This is a genomic window from Streptomyces sp. WG5, assembly GCF_049974565.1.
Lineage (GTDB): Bacteria > Actinomycetota > Actinomycetes > Streptomycetales > Streptomycetaceae > Streptomyces.
Window position 1 is genome coordinate 188,179 of sequence record NZ_JBNGGC010000001.1, and the last position, 16,759, is coordinate 204,937.

The following is a 16,759-nucleotide window of genomic DNA, read 5'->3' on the forward strand; positions in this document are numbered from 1 at the left end:
ACCTCGCCATGCCCAGGAACGCCGTCAAGCCGCTCGCCGCCCTCTGCGTCCTCGCCCTCCCGCTCACCGCCTGCGGCACCGGCACCGCCGCCTCCGACGAGAACGTCGTCACCGTCTACAGCGCCGACGGCCTCAAGGGCGAGAACGGCGACGGCTGGTACGACCGGGTCTTCGACGACTTCGAGAAGGAGACCGGCATCAAGGTCGAGTACGTCGAGGGCGGCTCCGGCGCGATGGTGCAGCGCGCCGCCCGCGAGAAGCGCAACCCGCAGGCCGACGTGCTCGTCACCCTCCCGCCCTTCATCCAGCAGGCCGACACCAAGGGCCTCCTCCAGAAGTACGCGCCCGAGGGAGCCGACCGGGTCGGCGGCGCCGACAAGGCCGCGAACGGCGCCTGGACCGCCGTCGTCAACAACTACTTCGGGTTCGTCCACAACACGAAGGAGCTGAAGCAGGCCCCCGCCACCTGGGAGGACCTGCTCGACGGGAAGTACGAGAACAAGCTCCAGTACTCCACCCCCGGCATCGCCGGCGACGGCACCGCCGTCCTCATCAAGGCCATGCACGACTTCGGCGGCGAGAAGCCCGCCATGGAGTACCTGAAGAAGCTCCAGGCCAACAACGTCGGCCCGTCCGCCTCCACCGGCAAACTCGCGCCCAAGGTCGACAAGGGCGAACTCCTCGTCGCCAACGGGGACGTCCAGATGAACTACGCCCAGTCCAAGTCCCTGCCCAACCTCGGCATCTGGTTCCCCGCCCGCGAGGGCGGCGAGCCCACCACCTTCGCCCTGCCCTACGCGGCCGGCCTCGTCACCGACGCCCCGCACACCGAGAACGGGAAGAAGCTCCTCGACCACATGCTGAGCCAGAAGGCACAGCAGCAGGTCAGCGAGATCGGCGGCGGCTTCCCGGCCCGCCAGGACGTCAAGGCCACCGACGCCAACGCCATCGCGCTCACCAGGCTGATGGACGGCGTCGAGGTCTTCGAGCCCGACTGGGACGACATCGAGAAGAACCTCACGTCGTACGTCGACGCCTGGAAGGAGGCGACCGGCAGCTGACCCGGGAACGGGCCGGGGAACGGGCCCGGGAACGGACCGGGGAACGGGCCGTTCCCCATGATCGGGCCGCCGTTTAGGCTGGGGCGCACGCAGGACCGCTCAGGCAGGAGATCCCGCACATGGCAGAACGCAGGCCCATCGAGTCGTGGCTCACCGACATGGACGGTGTCCTCATCCACGAGGGCGTGCCGATCCCCGGCGCCGACGCCTTCATCAAGAGGCTCCGCGAGTCCGGCAAGCCCTTCCTGGTCCTCACCAACAACTCGATCTACACCCCGCGCGACCTGCACGCCCGGCTGCGCCGCATGGGGCTGGAGGTGCCGATCGAGTCCATCTGGACCTCGGCGCTGGCCACCGCCAAGTTCCTGGACGACCAGCGGCCCGGCGGCTCGGCGTACGTCATCGGCGAGGCGGGCCTGACCACCGCCCTGCACGACATCGGCTACATCCTCACCGACCACGACCCCGACTACGTGGTCCTCGGTGAGACCCGTACGTACTCCTTCGAGGCCATGACGAAGGCGGTACGGCTGATCAACGCCGGCGCCCGGTTCATCTGCACCAACCCCGACGAGACCGGCCCCTCCACCGAGGGCCCGCTCCCGGCGACCGGCGCGGTGGCCGCGCTGATCACCAAGGCGACCGGCAAGCAGCCGTACTTCGCCGGCAAGCCCAACCCGCTGATGATGCGCACCGGGCTCAACGCGATCGGCGCCCACTCCGAGACCAGCGCGATGATCGGCGACCGCATGGACACCGACGTGCTGGCCGGCATGGAGGCCGGGATGCAGACCTTCCTGGTGCTGACCGGCCTGACCCGGCCCGAGCAGGTCGAGAACTTCCCGTACCGCCCGTCCAAGGTGGTCGACTCGATCGCGGACCTCGTCGAACGGGTCTGAAACCCGCGTGAACACCTGAACACCTGAACTCGTGAACTCGTGAACTCGTGAACTCGCGTGGATCCATGTGAACGGACGACCCAGGTAAACCCGCAGCCCCTCGGTACAACCCGTTCGGAGCAACCGGGCCCCCGTGCAGGATGCGGGGGCCCGTCCCGCGGGGGAGTCTCCAGGTGACTGGAGGTGCACGATGGGCTCACTGAAAGCCACTCTCCGTGCCGTGGCCGCCCTGACCGCGGTGCTCGCACCGATCGCACCCCTCGCGACGACCGCGTACGCGACGGGCGGGGGAGGCGTCTCGGTGTCACCGTCCACACCCGCGCCCGGCAGCGACGTCAAGCTCCGCGTGGCGGGCTGCGCCGAGGAGACGGCCGTCGCCGTGTCGGCGGCGTTCGTCTCGGACGCACCGCTCACCCCGTCCGCGCAGGACGGCGTCCTCGTCGGGGCGAGCAGCATCCGCTCCACCACGGCGGCGGGCGCGTACAGCGTGCGCGTCGAGTGCGGCAACGACGCGCACGAGGCGCGCGAGGGCACCGTCACCGTCGTCGGACAGCCGCGCCAGGCCGCCCCCGCCTCGCCCGTCGCGCCCGTCGACGCGGGCGGCGGCGGCACCGCGCGCCTGGCCGCCGACGCCCGCGACGAGGCCCGCCCCGATCCCCCCGGCACGGCGCACACCGTGACCGGCCTGGTCCTCGCGGGAATCGCCGCCGTCGCCGTCGCGCTGCGCGGTGTCCGCAGCCGGAGCCGCGGGACGGACTGACCGACCATGCCCGAACCGGACCAGCAGGACCAGCAGGACCAGCAGGACCAGCAGGACCAGCGGACCTGGCAGGACCATCAGGACGCCACCGGCTCCGGCCGCCTGGTGACCGGCATCGCCTGGGTGGTGCTGCTCCTCGGGCTGTGGCTGTGGGGCCGCGAGGCCACCGACGTGCGCGAGGAGGTGTCCCGGCCGGCCACCGGCGACATGGCGGCGGCCGGCCGGCCCCCCGACGTCCCGCTGCCGCCCGCCCACGCGCCCCTCGGCGACGCCCCGCCGCAGCGGCTCGACATCCCCGCACTCGGTGTCCGGGCCCCGGTCGTGGCCCGCGGCCTCGACGCCGAGGGCGCGATCGAACCACCGCCCTTCGACCGGCCCGGCTCCGTCGGCTGGTACGCGGCCGGCGTGACGCCGGGCGCGGCCGGCACCGCGCTGATGGTGGGACACGTCGACACCGAGACCCGGCCCGCCGTCTTCCACGAGGTCAGCACCCTGGAACCCGGCGAGACGATCCGGGTGGTCCGCGCAGGTGCCGCCGGGGTCGCCGAGTTCACCGTCGACGACGTCCAGGTCCTCCCCCGCGACGGCTTCGACGCACAGCAGGCCTACGGCGCGCACCGCACGGGACGCGCCGAACTCCGCCTGATCACCTGCGGCGGCACCTTCGACCGCGCCACCGGCAGCTACACGGCCAACGTCGTCGTCTCGGCGTACCTCACGGGCACCGGACCTCAATGACTCCCGGAGGTGTCCGGGGCCTCCCCGGACCTCCGGGACCTCCGGATCCTCCAAGCCCTCCGGGACCTCCAAGCCCTCCGGGACCTCGGAAACCTCCGCAACCCCCGGGCCGGTGCCCGGGACCCTCGTGGGTGCCACAGGCGTATGTCAGGATTGACTCTCGGAACAGTGCACCCAGGGGGGTTGGATGTACGGCAGCAGGGGGGCCGGAACCTTGTCCACGAGGCGAGCGTCCGCAGTGGTGCTGGGGGCGGCACTGCTGCTCGCGGGCTGCTCCTCGTCCTCGGGCGGCGAGGACGAGAAGAAGGACAAGGGCGCGGGCGCCGGGATAACGCAGCAGCCGAAGGACGCCGACCCCTTCTGGGTCAACCCCGACGGCAACGCGGCCCGGCAGCTGGCGGCCCTGGAGAAGTCCGACAAGAAGGAGCAGGCCGAGCAGATCCGCAAGATCGCCCAGCAGCCGACCGGCGAGTGGATCAGCCCGGAGGACCCCGAGGAGCAGGCCCGCGGTTTCACCGAGGCCGCCGACGCGGCCGGGCGCACCGCGCTGCTCGTCCTCTACAACATCCCGCACCGCGACTGCGGCCAGTACTCGGGCGGCGGCGCCGCCGACGGCAACGCCTACCGCGCCTTCATCGACGGCGTGGCCAAGGGCATCGGCGACCGCTCCGCCACGGTCATCCTGGAACCGGACGCGGTGCTCCACCTGGTGGACGGCTGCACCCCGGATCAGTTCCACGAGGAGCGCTACGACCTCCTCAAGGGCGCCATCGCCAAGCTCTCCGCGCTGCCGAACACCAAGGTCTACCTGGACGCGGGCAACGCCGGCTGGGGCAGTCCCGACCAGATCTTCGAGCCGCTGAAGTGGGCGGGCATCGACCAGGCCGACGGCTTCTCGGTCAACGTCTCGAACTTCTACACCACCGAGGACTCCATCGCCTACGGCAAGCAGCTCTCCGCCAAGGTCGGCGGCAAGCACTTCGTCATCGACACCAGCCGCAACGGCAACGGCCCCTACACGGAGGGCGACCCGGGCGAACGCTGGTGCAACCCGCCCGGCCGCGCCCTCGGTGAGACCCCGACGACGAAGACGGCCGACCCCCTCGTGGACGCCTACCTGTGGGTCAAGCGCCCGGGGGAGTCGGACGGCGAGTGCAAGGGCGGACCGAAGGCGGGCGAGTGGTGGCAGGAGTACGCCCAGAAGCTGGCCGAGGCCTCCGAGTGACGGCGGGAGCCCCGCGCCCGAGGGGCGCGGGGCTCCGGCCTGTGCGGCGGCGCCGCGTGCGCGCGGCCGGCCACGGCTGAGCAGCGGACGGGACGACGGCCGGCCCGCGCGGCGCTACGGCACGCGCACCCACTGCGCCTTGGAAGGCGTTCCTTCCCCGTCGGTGACGAACATCATGTACCACCCCGACTGGACGAGGTTCTTGTTCTCCGGCACCGTCACCGTCAGCTTGTCCCCGTCCGCCTTGAAGTCCAGCGCGATCGACCGCTGGTCGACGTCCGTGACGTGCGTCGACGCACTCGGCCGGATCAGCCGCACCTTCTTGACCGACTTCGCCGCCCGCGAGGTGAACGTGCCCGACTCACCGCGCTCGATGGTCTGCGGCCCGCCCGACAGGTCCGGCCGCGAGTCCCGGTACAGGTACGGCGGCGTGTAGATCTCGATGCGCTGCTCGAACTTGCCCGGCTTGGTGTTGGCCTTGTCGGCGTAGAGCGAGTCGGACCCGAAGAACATCAGGCGTCCGTCGGGCAGCAGGATCGAACCCGAGTGGTAGTTGCGGCCCACCAGCGGGTCGGCGACCTGCTCGAACTCGTTGGTGTCCGGGTGGTACAGCCGGGCCTCCAGGATGTTGGAGTCGCCGCGGCCCCGGTAGTCCTCCGAGCCGCCCGAGACCAGCACGCTGTCGTCCGGCAGGACCGAGGCCTGCGGGTAGCGGGTGCCCTTGTCCATCGACGGCCCGTCCACGAACTTCGGGTCGTCCGCCTTCAGGTCGACGATCCGGGTCTTCTCGCTGGACTTCTTGGACTCGCCGACCCCGCCGCCGCCGATCACCATGTACTTCTCGTCCTGCGCCGGCGGCAGCAGCACCGTGTTGGCGGTCTCCAGCATGTCGGGGTCGCTCATGCCGGGGACCTTGGTGAACTCGTAGGTGTCCAGGTCCCACACGCCCGGGTCGCGGCCCACGTCGGCGGGGCCGTAGCCGGCGTTCGCACCCGAGTAGAAGATCTTGCCGTTCTGCATCAGGAACAGCGCCGGGTACGTCGGGAACTGGCGGACCTTGCCGGTGTACTCCCACGTCTTGGTCTCCGGGTCGTAGACCTCGTTCTTGCCCGGCACGATCTGGCCGATCTCGTCGAGGCCGGAGACGCTGAGGATCCTGCCGTCGCTCAGGGTGGTGAGCGTCGGGTACCAGCGGGCCTCCTTCATCGGGTCGACCTTGATGTACTTCTCGGCGATCGGGTCGAACTCGAAGGCGTCCCGGATGCCCTGGAAGTCCTTCTTGTCGAGCGCGAGCTTCTCCGCGATGCCGTACGTGTTGCGCGCGTCGTCACCCGACAGGCCCGCGATGGTGTAGTTGTCCTGCGTGCCCGTCTCGTACTTGGCGCCGCTCTTCTCCGCCTCGACGTAGATCCGGCCGAACCCCGGGTCGTTGCGCAGGAACCTGCCGGTCTCCGGGTCGAAGACCTTCTTGGCCCGCGGCACCAGCACCGGGTCCTTGGAGACGAACGTCTTGCCGTTCTCCTTGCCGGTGAACTTGGTGCCCGCAGGCAGGGTGATCGGCTTGTCCGGGTTCTCGTTGTGGACGATCATCAGGCCGCCGGCCTTGGTGACGTCGCCCTTGAGCTTCTCGTACCGCTTGGTGCCGCCCGCGATCAGCAGGTTGCCGTTGGCGAGCTGGGTGTGGCCGGTGCAGAACAGGTCGGTCGGCGTCGGCACCTTCTTGATGCTGCCCTTGACCGGGTCCCAGATCCGGGTGTCGTACTGCTTCGCGTCGAAGTTGTCCTGGTTGTTGCCCGACCCGGCGACGAGCAGCACCTTGCCGGTGCGCAGCAGCGCCGCGTGGATGGTGTTCTGCCGGTACTCCTCGGGAAACTCGATGATCTCCCACTTGCCGTTGGCGGCCTTGTACTCCGGCTGATTGATCTTGTACTGGTGGTATTTCTCGGTTCCGAAGCGGTAGAGCCACGGCCCGTTCATCCCGGCCAGCGCGACTACCACCGCCGTGCCTATCGCGAAGCGACGGGCCCGGCGGCGGCCGGCACGGTCCTTCATTCCTTACGTCCCCCAAGTCCACCAAGGGCGATCTGCATGGTCTGGTCGCTGCCTCCGTCGGCGGAGGCAGCCCAGCTGGGCTTCTGCTGCGGCGCGTGCGGCGCATGCGGCGCGTGGGCCTGCGGCGCGTCCGCGGGTGCCGACTGCTGCGACGGGACCCGCGGCTCGGGCTCCGCCGCCGCGGCCGGCGGTTGCTTCTTCGCCTTCCGCAGTTCGTGGCGCCAGGCGAACATCGGCGACGCGGTGATCAGCAGCGCGAACGTCGCCCAGATGATCATCGCGGGGTGCGCGTGCCCGTAGACGTAGCCCGCGGTGATCGAGCCGGCGAAGATCACGATGAAGTACCAGTGGTACCGGAAGGTCCCGAACCACGTGTCGGGGCTGGCCGAGTCGCCCTTGGGCGTCACCACGAACTTGCTCTTGCGGCGCAGCACGGAGTCGATGAGCGCCTTCGCGTAGAGCGGCGCCGACAGCGCGGACATCACCATGCCGGCCACACCGCCGGAGCCCTCCGGCTCGTGCGGCGAGACGTTGTGGCGGCGGTTCCAGACGTACAGGCCGATCTGGAGCGCGGAGGCGTTGCCGTAGAGCATCAGCCAGACGGCCGGGTCGATGTTGACGCCCGAGGCACCCAGACCCAGGAACAGGCAGCAGCTCAGCGCCGCCAGGATCCAGTTCAGGGCCGACATCGGGTAGAAGATGATCATCATCGTGTAGTTGAAGAGCTTGCTCGGCGGGAGCGAGTACCAGCCCTTCCAGTACTGCTTGAGGATCGTCTCGTACGTCCCTCGCGACCAGCGCATCTGCTGGGTGAAGAAGTCCGTCCAGGCGTTCGGGCCCTCACCGACGGCGAGCACGTCCGGGGTGTAGACCGAGCGCCACTTGCGGCCCGTGACCGGGTTCTTGTGGCGGTGGATCTCGAAGCCGGTCGCCATGTCCTCGGTGATCGAGTCGTACAGGCCGCCGATCTGCTTCAGCGCCTTGATGCGCACCGCGTTCGAGGTGCCCACGAACATGGGGGAGCCGTAGCGGTTGCCGGCGCGCTGGATCAGCGCGTGGAAGAGGAACTGCTGCGACTCGGCGGCCTTGGTGATCGGGTTGTCGTAGTTGCCGTAGACCTGCGGGCCGATGACGAAGCCGACGTCCGGGTCGCGGAAGAAGCCGAGCATCCGCTCCAGGTAGTTGGGCAGCGGCACGTGGTCGGTGTCGACCGAGGCGAAGAAGTCGTAGTCGTCGCCGTGCGCGTCGAGCCAGGCGTTGTAGTTGCCGTGCTTGGTCTTGGCGCGGTGCGGGCCCTTGGGCATGTTCCACTTCGCGACGCCCTTGCGGGAGAAGTGGTGGACGCCGAGGCGCTCGCAGACCGCCTTCACCTCGGGGTCGTCGCCCTCGTCGAGGAGCCAGACGTGCATCAGACCGCGGTGGCGGATCTTCACGGCCGCCTCCAGGGTCTTCGTCACCATCTCCAGCGGCTCCTTGCCGGGCACGAAGGAGGTGAGGAAGGCGACCCGGGTGCCGGTCTCCGGCACCACCGGGATCGGGTCCCGGGCGACCAGGGTGGCGTGCGCGTTCGACAGCACGTTCAGGCAGCGGAACAGCTCGATCAGGCCGATCGAGACGAGCATCACGATGTCGAGCGTGGGAAGCCAGTCGAACGCCGGGTAGTCGCGCTCGGTCCAGTGCGTGGGCTGCAGCAGCCAGACCAGCAGCACCACGGACAGCAGCGGGGCGGCGGCCAGCATCAGCGCGACCCGGATGCGGTGCGGCTCCTGCGAGATCAGCGACCGGTACTGCACCTTGTACGGCTTGTGCGGGTCGGGCTGGGTGAGGGGGCCCGCGAGCCGGCTGTAGTGCTCGTAGTCGTACCTCGGCAGAGTCTTCTTGATCCGGCGGAACGAGCCGGTGTTCCAGGTCCGATGCGCGGGCACCCGGAGCTGCGTGGTCTGGGACGGGTCGTGGTCCTGCCCGGCGCCCGTCGGCGTCGACGTCATGAGTCATCCCCCCACACGCATCACGCGTGTTTCGTCGCTTCCATCGCCCGCTCCGGTCCCCCTCGACCTTCACGGACGTAACTGTGGTGGGTTGCTGTCACCACGGCATCCACACCTTATATAGACATGGAACAGCGACCCCCGGTTGCATGATGCCCCCCTCGGCATCCCCACGGCACCCGGCCCCCCAACCGGACCAGGGTTCTACGCTGTTGTCATGATCGCAAGATGCACGGGGCCGGATACACCGAAGGCCCCTCGTGTGCTACGAGGGGCCTTCGGTCGTCGGTGCGCCGCCAGGGACTCGAACCCCGGACCCGCTGATTAAGAGTCAGCTGCTCTAACCAACTGAGCTAGCGGCGCCTGCTGACCTGCACAACTCTACCGGACGCCGGCAGGTGCTCCGGACCGCTCCCGGGCGCCCCGCGAGCCCCCGGGGTGGCGCCCCGCGGCCGTGTACATCATTCGGACCGTCAACATGCGCGTGAACAAGACAGTTGAGAAACTGACCGGCATGTACACAAGTGCACCACTGCGGACATGTTCGCCGGGAGTGTGAGGGGAATCGCATGGATGCTCCCGTATTCGAGGAGATCGAGCCCGCGAGCGACTGCGACTGCCCCGGCTGCCGCCACTGGCGCCGCGTCCTGCCGCATTCCCCGGACGGCCGCGCCCCCGCCCACCCGGCGGCCCGCCGCGCGCTGATCGTGGCCGCCGCCACCGCCGCCACCGCGGCTTCGGCTCTTGGCGCCGGCCAGGCGGCGGCAGCCCCGGCCGCCGCCCACGCACCCCACCGGCCGGGCGTTTCGGCAGGTGACGAGCCTGACACCCCCCAGGGGGTCAGGGCCCCGCTGTACGGGCCGCCCGGCCGTCCGGCGGCGCCCCCGGCCGGTGCGGAACTGGCCGCGATCACCCGTACGGAGATCATCGCCCGGGCGCAGACCTGGGTCACCGCGAAGGTGCCGTACAGCACGTCCGCCTACTGGTCCGACGGCTACCGGCAGGACTGTTCGGGTTATGTGTCGATGGCCTGGAAGCTGCCCACGAACGAATGGACGGGCAGCCTCGGCACGTTCGCCGACCGCATCACGAAGGCGGACCTGCTGCCCGGCGACATCCTGCTGTTCCACAACGCGGCCGACCCCCAGAACGGCTCCCACGTGGTGGTCTTCGGCGGCTGGACGGACGACGCGCACACCACCTACACGGCCTACGAGCAGACCCCGCCGCACACCCGCAAGCAGTCCACGCCCTACGCCTACTGGAGCAACTCCGCCACGTACCTGCCCTACCGCTACAAGGGCCTCACCGGCGGCACGGCGGGCACCGCCGTGGCGGCGGGCGGGGCGCCTGCCGCCACGGCCCCCGCCTCACCGGCCGCCACGGCCCCCGCCTCGCACGGAGTGGCCGGATACCCCGGCCGGGCGATGTTCCGGCCGGGCGCCGACAACCCGTACGTCACCCGGCTCGGCAGGCGGCTGGTGGAGCGGGGCTTCGGCACGTACTACACGAGCGGACCGGGTCCGCGCTGGGGCGAGGCGGACCGGCGTGGTGTCGAGGCCTTCCAGCGTGCCCAGGGCTGGCGCGGCGGCGCGGCGGACGGCTACCCGGGCCCCGAGACCTGGCGGCGGCTCTTCTCCTGACCGTCCGCTCCCGCGGTGCCCCCCGTTTCCCCCCGTTTCCCCCCGTTCGTGACGCATCTGGCGCGGAGGCTGGAGCACGCATGAGTACGACCTCTCCCACGAACCCGGAGACCAGGCCGCCGGCCGCTCCCGAGCCCGAAGGGGCGGCGGGGGCCGGCCACCGGTCCGTCCGGCTCATCCACAACGAGGCCACCACCGAGATCCCCGTCCACCTGCTGTTCCGCGACGACCCCGATCCGGCACCGGCAGCGGCGCCGGCACCGTCGCGGTCCGCGGTCACTGGCGGGCGGGCGGGGGCGGGGGAGCCGCCCCGCGGGCGGCGCCCCGTCGCCGCGCGCGCCCGCCCGGTGCCGGGCGTCGACCCGGAGCTGGCGGAGCGTCCGGCCCGGGTGCTGCCCGGCGCGGCGGGCGTGGTCGCCGGCGCCTGCGGAGTGGCGGGCTGCGCGGTCACCTCCTGGTGGGCCGGGGCCGTACCGCCCCTCGCGGCCGAGGCGCTGGGGCTGGGGGCGCACACGGGGTCCGGGCTCGGGCCCGCGCAGTGGGCGGCGTACGCGGCCGCCGGGGCGCTGGGGCTGTTCGGGTTCGGCGGGCTGGCCCGGGGCCGGACCGGCCGGGCCTGGGTGCTCGGCCTCTTCGGCCGCTACCGGGGGACCGTCCGGCGCACCGGTCTGATGTGGGTCAACCCGCTGCTGCTGCGCCGCCGGGTCGACGTGCGGCTGCGGCACTGGCGGAGCGAGCCGATGCCCGCGGCCGACGGCAACGGGGTGGCGCTCCGGGCGGTGACGCTGGTGGTGTGGCGGGTGCGGGACACCGTGAAGGCCACGCTGGGTGTCGAGGACCACGAGGCCTACCTGCGCGAGTGCGTGGAGGCGGCGCTGGCCCGGGTCCCGGTGGAGCCGCTGGGCACGGTCCGCAGCTCTGCGGACGTGGCCGGGGAGACGCTGACCCGGCTGGTGGCGGCGGACACGGCGCCGGTCGGCCTGGAGGTGTTCTCGGTGCGGCCGGTCCGGGTGGAGTACGACCCCGAGGTCGCCGCCGCGATGCACCAGCGCCGGATCGCCGCGCTGGACGCGGCCCAGCGGGTGAGCGTGCTCACGTCGGTCGTGGACTCGGTGGAGGACACGGTGACCCGGCTGACCATGCGCGGGCTGGTGGAACTCGACGACTACGAGCGCAAGGTCCTGGTGAAGGACCTGACGGTGGCGTTCTGCGCGGGGCGGGGGGATGCGGGGCCCTGAACGATTCGAGTTCAGCTATTGGTATGGACATGTTCAATCCGCGGCAATAATCTGGGACTTGGTCTAGACCTGCACGGCTCACTGAACCTCCCCCACGTCACAGGAGCAGCAGTATGCGCACAAGGACCACGTTGTACGCCGCCGCGGTGGCCATGGCGACCACCGGAGCCCTCGTGCTCTCGTCCGGCGGCGCCAGCGGCCACGGATACACCGACCTGCCGGTCAGCCGGCAGAAGGTCTGCCAGAACGGCACCGTCAGCGGCTGCGGCGACATCCGGTGGGAGCCGCACAGCGTCGAGGGCCCCAAGGGCTTCCCGGCGGGCGGGCCGGCCGACGGGCGGATATGTTCCGCGAACAACACCCGGTTCGCCCAGCTCGACAGCCCGAGGACGCCGAACGGCCAGGCGTGGCCGACCACCAGGGTGAACGGCGGGCAGAGCTACACCTTCCGCTGGCAGTTCACCGCCCGGCACGCCACGACCGACTTCAGGTACTACGTCACCAAGCCGGGCTGGAACCAGAACCACAACCTGTCCCGGTCCGACCTCAACCTCACGCCGTTCTTCACGGTGCCCTACGGCGGCAAGCAGCCGCCGGCCACGCTCTCCCACAGCGGGACGCTGCCGTCCGGGCTGAGCGGGCGCCACGTCATCGTCGCGGTGTGGACGGTCGCCGACACGGCCAACGCGTTCTACGCGTGCTCGGACGTGACCTTCTGAGACGAGCGGACGTGGCCTTCCGGAACGAGCGGACGTGACCTTCCGGAACAAGCGGAGGGCCCCTCGCCTGGGCGAGGGGCCCTCCTTCTGTGCGCCGCCAGGGACTCGAACCCCGGACCCGCTGATTAAGAGTCAGCTGCTCTAACCAACTGAGCTAGCGGCGCATGACTCCCGCCGTCCGCTTCCCGCGGCCGGCGACGACGAAAATACTACCCGGTCCTCAGGGGTGCTTCTGACCACCGCCGGGAGCCGGCGGTGGTCGTCGTCGGAGGGCGGGCCGGCCCCGACGGGGCGGCCCGGTCACGGCGGCCGCTAGAGCGCCAGTGACAGCAGCACCGGTGCCGCGTTCCGGTTCAGCTCGTCCGCGGCCCGGCGCAGCCGGTGGGCGTGCGCGACCGGGAGGGACAGGGCCAGGCAGCCCACGGCGGAACCGGCCGTGATGGGGACGGCCGCGCAGACCGTGCCCACCGCGTACTCCTGGAGGTCGAGGACCGGCACGGTGGGCGGCTGGGACTCCAGCCGGGACAGCAGCAGCTTGTCGCTGGTGATGGTGCGCGAGGTGAGGCGGGCCATCCGGTGCCGGGCGAGGTGGTCGCGTCGGCCCGCGTGGTCCAGCTGGGTCAGCAGGCTCTTGCCGACCGCGGTGGCGTGCGCCGAGACGCGGAAGTCCACCCACTCGTTGACCTTGGGCGTGGCCGGGCTGTCGGCGTACTGGGTGACGCTGACCTCGCCGTCGACGTACCGGCTGATGTAGACGGCGGCGCCCACCGAGTCGCGCAGCCGGTCCAGGGTGTGCTGGAGCTTGTCGCGCAGCGCCTCCTCGCGGCCGTGGGCCGAACTCAGGCGGGCCAGGGTCTCGCCGGCGGTGTACACGCCGTCGGCGGTCTGCTCGACGTAGCCCTCGCGGCACAGCATGCCCAGGAGCGTGGTCAGGCGCTCCCGGTCGAGGCCGGTCTGCCGGGCGACGTCGGTGTCGGTGATTCCGGTGGTCTGCCGCGCCACTGTCTCCAGGACGCGCAGGGCGTTCTGGGCCGAGTGGTGCGGCGCGGTCGGCTTGTACTGCAGCGCCACGGTGGTCTCCCCCTGCGCTTGGCTGGTAGGCCCCTGTCCCTGTCCCTGCCTGTGCCCCCGATCCGGACAGCGGATCCCCTTCACGATAGCGGCCAACGGGCCGGACGGGAGGGGATGTTGGCGAGATTCCAGGGCCCTCAACTGCGGCGCTGATCCGCTGGCATATGCCAGCGGCCTGCCCCAACGCGCCGACCTCGGGCGTTGGGGCGGCGACGCCGCACGGGGAGAGGGGCGCGCGGGGTCAGAGCACCGCGCCGAGGAACTCCCGGGTCCGGTCGTGTTCCGGCTCGGTGAAGATCTTCTCCGGCGGACCGGTCTCGATGACCCGCCCCGAGTCGAACATCAGGACCTGGTCCGAGATGTCCCGGGCGAAGTTCATCTCGTGGGTCACGCAGAGCATGGTGATGTCCGTGCTGCGGGCGATGTCCCGCAGCAGGTCGAGGACGCCCGCGACCAGCTCCGGGTCGAGCGCGGAGGTCACCTCGTCGAGGAGCAGCACCTTCGGCCGCATCGCCAGCGCCCGGGCGATCGCCACGCGCTGCTGCTGCCCGCCGGAGAGCTGGGCCGGCCGGGCGTCGCACTTGTCGGCCAGGCCCACCATGTCGAGCAGGCCCTTGGCCCGCTCCACCGCCTCGTCCCTGGACATGCCGAGCACGGTGACCGGCGCCTCGGTGATGTTGCGCAGGACGCTCATGTTCGGGAACAGGTTGAACTGCTGGAACACCATCCCGATCTGCTTGCGGACCTCGCGCCGCTCCTTCTCGGTCGCCGGGAACAGCTTCTGCCCGTCCACGGTGATCGTGCCCTCGTCGGGCTTGAGCAGCGTCATCAGCAGCCGCAGGATCGTCGTCTTGCCCGACCCGGACGGGCCGATCAGGGTGACGTGCTTGCCGGCGTCGACGGAGAAGTCGAGGTGGTCCAGGACGGTGTTCTCACCGAACCGCTTGGTGACCTGCTCCAGGCGTATCAGCTCGCCGGAGCCGCGCTCGGGGCTCTTCTCGGGATGGGGGAGAGTGTCAGTGGGCAAGGCGTCGCTCCAGGGCTCGCAGGGCAAGGGAGGCCAGGTAGGAGATGACGATGAAGGCCACGCCGATCACCGTCAGGGGTTCGGTGAACTGGAAGTTCTGCTGCGAGAACAGCCGTGCCTCGCCGAGCATCTCCAGCACCGTGATCGCCATCAGCAGCGGCGTGTCCTTCAGCATGGAGATCACGTAGTTGCCGAGGGCGGGGATCACACGGCGGATCGCCTGCGGCAGGATCACGGCCGTCCACGTCCGCTTCAGCGGCAGGTTCAGCGCCGTCGCGGCCTCCCACTGGCCGACCGGCACCGCCTCGATGCCGGCCCGGTAGACCTGCATCGTGTACGTCGAGTAGTGCAGGCCGATGGCGAGCACACCGGTGGTGAGCGCGGAGGCGGTCACTCCCCACTCGGGCAGCACGTAGAAGAGGAAGAACAGCTGCACCAGCAGCGGGGTGTTCCGGACGAACTCGGTGACCACGCCGACGGGCCAGGTCACCCAGCGGGAGGGCACCCGCATCAGCAGCGCCCACACCAGTCCGAGGACGAAGGAGACCAGCGATCCCAGGACCAGGATCTGCAGGGTGACCAGCAGTCCGTCCCAGAAGTGCGGCATGAAGTCGGAGACCGCGCTCCAGTCCCAGTTCATCGGACACCCCCGATCCCGGCGGCCGGCTCAGGAGCGGCGGCCTCGCGCTTCGGTGCCGTCTTCCCGACGCCCGCCTTCAGCTTCTTCTCCAGACCGCGCATCACCCGGGTGAGCAGGAACGCGATCACGAAGTAGATCAGCAGGATGTACGTGTAGATCTCCGCGCTCTCCTGCAGCGCGAGGCGCACCAGGTTGCCGCTGAACGCCAGATCGCCCATACCCATGATCGACACCAGCGCGGTGCCCTTGAGCAGCTCGATCAGCAGGTTGGAGAACGGCGGGATCATCTCCGGCACCGCCTGCGGCAGCATGATCAGCCGCATCCGCTGCCAGGGCGTGAAGCTGAGGGCGATGCCGCCCTCCTTCTGCGCCGGGTCGACCGCGCCGAGCGCGCCGCGCACGATCTCGGAGCCGTACGCCCCGTAGGTCAGGCCCAGCGCCAGCGTGCCCGCCCACATGGGCACCAGCTGCCAGCCGAAGGCCGGGGGCAGCACGAAGAACACCCAGAAGATCATCACCAGTGCCGAGGTCCCGCGGAACACCTCGGTGTAGACGCCCGCCAGGAAGCGGACGATCCACAGCCGGTGGGTGCGGGCGACACCGACCACGAAGGAGACGGCCGCCGCGAGCAGTGAGCTGAAGACGAGCAGCTGGACCGTGACCCAGACGCCCTGGAGTACGAGTTCCCACAGTCCCGGGGTCATCCGCCGCAGAGCTCCTTCGCGGTCAGATCGGTCATCTCGTTCTCGGTGAAACCGAAGGGCTTGAGGATGCGGAGCAGCTCACCGCTCTTCTTGAGCTTCTGCAGCTCGACGTTGAAGGCGTCCCGCAGGTTCGTCTCGGTCGGCCGGAAGGCGAAACCACCGCCGTCGACCTTCGGCTTGCCGTCGATGACCGGCGAGAAGGGCTCGGTCGCCTCGGCCTTGCCGGACTTCTTCACCACCTCGCGGACGGTCAGCGCCGTCCCCGCGAAGACGTCCACGCGCCCGGACTCGACGGCGTTGAGTCCGGCCACCTGGTCGGGGACGATCAGGATGTCGTCCTCCTTGATCCCGTGCTCCACCGCGTAGGCGATCTCGGCGTAGCCGGTGCCGGTCGCGAACTTGGCCTTCTTCCGGAAGACGTCCTTGTAGTTGTGCAGCCCGAGCGGATTGCCCTTGCGCACGATGTACGCGTCGAGCATCTGGTAGTCCGGGTCGGAGAAGATGACCTGCTGGCAGCGGTCGGGGTTGATGTACATCCCGGCCGCCACCACGTCGAACTGCTGGGACGCCAGCCCCGGGATGAGGGAGCCGAACTCCGTCGGCACCGGCTGCACCCGGTCCACTCCGAGCCGCTTGAAGATGACCTTCGCCAGCTCCGGGGCCTCGCCGGTCAGCTCACCGTCCTTGTTGATGTACCCGAAGGGGATCTCCCCCGCGATGCCGAGCCGGGCCACGCCCTGGGCCCGGAGCCGGTCGAGGAGATCGCCGCCTTCCACGCCGGACCCGGTGGCCACCCGCGAGCAGCCGGCCGCCCCCAGCGCGCCGAGCGCCGCGACCCCCGCGAGCAGCGACCGGCGGGTGGGCCCGGCTGTCCTGGACCTTTGGTCGGATATACCCCATGGAGGGGTTCTGTGTGGTGGAGCCATGGGCGCGCAGCTACCCGAAGCCGGTCAGGTTATGCCGATCTTTTTCGGTCCGGTACGACGGCACGGCA

General features: G+C 70.4%; 15 protein-coding genes and 2 tRNA genes. 8 read left to right on the top strand and 9 right to left on the bottom strand.

The genetic code is table 11. From position 1 onward, the window contains the following. Positions 1 to 8 precede the first annotated feature (8 nt). The 5 genes from ACP4IX_RS00805 to ACP4IX_RS00825 all read left to right on the top strand — a co-directional run bounded on the left by ACP4IX_RS00805 (position 9) and on the right by ACP4IX_RS00825 (position 4,683). On the top strand, positions 9 to 1,061 hold the full coding sequence (locus tag ACP4IX_RS00805; RefSeq protein ID WP_426554439.1) for a 2-aminoethylphosphonate ABC transporter substrate-binding protein: 1,053 nt from the start codon (positions 9 to 11) through the stop codon (positions 1,059 to 1,061). Positions 1,062 to 1,180: 119 nt separating this feature from the next. Continuing rightward, positions 1,181 to 1,960 carry an HAD-IIA family hydrolase gene (locus ACP4IX_RS00810; RefSeq protein WP_426516838.1) on the top strand — a complete coding sequence of 260 codons (780 nt, stop codon included), beginning with the start codon at positions 1,181 to 1,183 and terminating at the stop codon, positions 1,958 to 1,960. 190 nt (positions 1,961 to 2,150) lie between these two features. Further along, the gene (locus ACP4IX_RS00815) at positions 2,151 to 2,720 is read left to right on the top strand and encodes a hypothetical protein (protein WP_426554440.1); all 570 of its coding nucleotides are present in this window, start codon (positions 2,151 to 2,153) and stop codon (positions 2,718 to 2,720) included. Positions 2,721 to 2,726: 6 nt separating this feature from the next. Further along, positions 2,727 to 3,458: a class F sortase gene (locus ACP4IX_RS00820; protein ID WP_426554441.1), complete on the top strand. Its 732-nt coding sequence runs from the start codon at positions 2,727 to 2,729 to the stop codon at positions 3,456 to 3,458. Positions 3,459 to 3,645: 187 nt separating this feature from the next. Beyond that, the gene (locus ACP4IX_RS00825; RefSeq protein ID WP_426554442.1) at positions 3,646 to 4,683 is read left to right on the top strand and encodes a glycoside hydrolase family 6 protein; all 1,038 of its coding nucleotides are present in this window, start codon (positions 3,646 to 3,648) and stop codon (positions 4,681 to 4,683) included. Between the two features lie 114 nt (positions 4,684 to 4,797). Here ACP4IX_RS00825 and ACP4IX_RS00830 read toward each other — a convergent pair whose 3' ends face one another. The 3 genes from ACP4IX_RS00830 to ACP4IX_RS00840 all read right to left on the bottom strand — a co-directional run bounded on the left by ACP4IX_RS00830 (position 4,798) and on the right by ACP4IX_RS00840 (position 9,086). Continuing rightward, a complete protein-coding gene (locus ACP4IX_RS00830) occupies positions 4,798 to 6,735 on the bottom strand; it encodes a galactose oxidase-like domain-containing protein (protein WP_426516846.1) in 1,938 nt (645 codons plus the stop codon). After that, on the bottom strand, positions 6,732 to 8,723 hold the full coding sequence (locus ACP4IX_RS00835; RefSeq protein WP_426516848.1) for a glycosyltransferase family 2 protein: 1,992 nt from the start codon (positions 8,721 to 8,723) through the stop codon (positions 6,732 to 6,734). Before ACP4IX_RS00835 ends, ACP4IX_RS00830 begins: the two co-directional genes overlap by 4 nt. A gap of 289 nt (positions 8,724 to 9,012) precedes the next feature. Beyond that, a tRNA-Lys gene (locus ACP4IX_RS00840) sits at positions 9,013 to 9,086 on the bottom strand. A 206-nt stretch (positions 9,087 to 9,292) separates the two neighbouring features. Between ACP4IX_RS00840 and ACP4IX_RS00845 the strand changes: the two genes are divergently transcribed. The 3 genes from ACP4IX_RS00845 to ACP4IX_RS00855 all read left to right on the top strand — a co-directional run bounded on the left by ACP4IX_RS00845 (position 9,293) and on the right by ACP4IX_RS00855 (position 12,323). Then, positions 9,293 to 10,366: a peptidoglycan-binding protein gene (locus ACP4IX_RS00845; protein WP_426554443.1), complete on the top strand. Its 1,074-nt coding sequence runs from the start codon at positions 9,293 to 9,295 to the stop codon at positions 10,364 to 10,366. A gap of 80 nt (positions 10,367 to 10,446) precedes the next feature. Continuing rightward, positions 10,447 to 11,604: an SPFH domain-containing protein gene (locus ACP4IX_RS00850; RefSeq protein WP_426516852.1), complete on the top strand. Its 1,158-nt coding sequence runs from the start codon at positions 10,447 to 10,449 to the stop codon at positions 11,602 to 11,604. Between the two features lie 113 nt (positions 11,605 to 11,717). Next, complete coding sequence (locus ACP4IX_RS00855) at positions 11,718 to 12,323, top strand: lytic polysaccharide monooxygenase auxiliary activity family 9 protein (protein WP_426516854.1); 606 nt, start codon at positions 11,718 to 11,720, stop codon at positions 12,321 to 12,323. 90 nt (positions 12,324 to 12,413) lie between these two features. Here the strand turns inward: ACP4IX_RS00855 and ACP4IX_RS00860 are convergent. The 6 genes from ACP4IX_RS00860 to ehuB all read right to left on the bottom strand — a co-directional run bounded on the left by ACP4IX_RS00860 (position 12,414) and on the right by ehuB (position 16,691). After that, a tRNA-Lys gene (locus tag ACP4IX_RS00860) sits at positions 12,414 to 12,487 on the bottom strand. A gap of 148 nt (positions 12,488 to 12,635) precedes the next feature. Further along, positions 12,636 to 13,394, bottom strand: a complete 759-nt coding sequence (locus ACP4IX_RS00865; protein WP_426516856.1) for an IclR family transcriptional regulator — start codon at positions 13,392 to 13,394, stop codon at positions 12,636 to 12,638. A gap of 241 nt (positions 13,395 to 13,635) precedes the next feature. Then, on the bottom strand, positions 13,636 to 14,421 hold the full coding sequence (ehuA, locus tag ACP4IX_RS00870) for an ectoine/hydroxyectoine ABC transporter ATP-binding protein EhuA (RefSeq protein ID WP_426516858.1): 786 nt from the start codon (positions 14,419 to 14,421) through the stop codon (positions 13,636 to 13,638). Beyond that, positions 14,411 to 15,061 (bottom strand): ectoine/hydroxyectoine ABC transporter permease subunit EhuD, encoded by a 651-nt coding sequence (ehuD, locus tag ACP4IX_RS00875; protein ID WP_426516860.1) that lies wholly within the window; start codon positions 15,059 to 15,061, stop codon positions 14,411 to 14,413. The genes ehuA and ehuD overlap by 11 nt, the downstream gene beginning before the upstream one ends. Further along, positions 15,058 to 15,765 (bottom strand): ectoine/hydroxyectoine ABC transporter permease subunit EhuC, encoded by a 708-nt coding sequence (gene ehuC / locus ACP4IX_RS00880; protein ID WP_426516862.1) that lies wholly within the window; start codon positions 15,763 to 15,765, stop codon positions 15,058 to 15,060. The genes ehuD and ehuC overlap by 4 nt, the downstream gene beginning before the upstream one ends. Continuing rightward, the gene (ehuB, locus tag ACP4IX_RS00885; RefSeq protein ID WP_426516864.1) at positions 15,762 to 16,691 is read right to left on the bottom strand and encodes an ectoine/hydroxyectoine ABC transporter substrate-binding protein EhuB; all 930 of its coding nucleotides are present in this window, start codon (positions 16,689 to 16,691) and stop codon (positions 15,762 to 15,764) included. Before ehuB ends, ehuC begins: the two co-directional genes overlap by 4 nt. Between the last annotated feature and the right edge of the window lie 68 nt (positions 16,692 to 16,759).